The sequence below is a fragment of the Rhizobium sp. ARZ01 genome, assembly GCF_014851675.1.
Classification (GTDB): Bacteria; Pseudomonadota; Alphaproteobacteria; order Rhizobiales; family Rhizobiaceae; genus Mycoplana.
This window is the reverse complement of sequence record NZ_JACVAE010000009.1, coordinates 1-495: the sequence shown is the minus strand read 5'-3', so window position 1 is coordinate 495 and position 495 is coordinate 1. Positions and strand designations below refer to the sequence as shown.

1 protein-coding gene is annotated in these 495 nt (G+C 49.3%); it reads right to left on the bottom strand.

Annotated elements, in window-relative coordinates; all coding sequences use genetic code 11:
* Positions 1–72: 72 nt before the first annotated feature.
* On the bottom strand, positions 73–495 hold a 423-nt coding region (locus IB238_RS24280), incomplete at its 5' end, for a hypothetical protein (RefSeq protein ID WP_210333715.1).

Here is a 495-nt window from a genome sequence, read left to right as displayed (position 1 = left end):
ATCTGAACCTCCGTGTCAACGGCTACGAATTCCACATGTACCTTCCTTACTTCCTCTTCTCCTACACTTATCCTAATTTGACAGCTTTTTTCGATAATTTGTCTTCACTTTTTCATCCTTTATCCTTCCTCTCCCCCCCCTCCTCTCTCTCCTTTCCTTCTTCCCTTCCTCTTTTCTTCCCTTTCCCTTCTTTCCTTTCTCTTCTTTTCTTCCCTCCTTCTTTCCTCTTCTCTCTCTTCCTCCTCTTCCCTTCTTTCCCCTTTCTCCCCTTCTCTTCTCTCTCCTCTCTCCCTCTCCCCACCTCTTCCTCCCTTCCTTTCTTTTTTCCCTTCTTCTCCCTTTCTTCCTCTCCCTCCCCCTTTCTTCCTCCTCTCCCCCTCTTTTCCCCTTCTCCCCTCCCTGCATCTCCTTTCTGCTCGTGCTCATCGGGTACCTCTTTCTCCTTTCCCCCCACTCCCTTTCCCTCTTTCCCTCTTTCACTTCTTCTTCCCCACG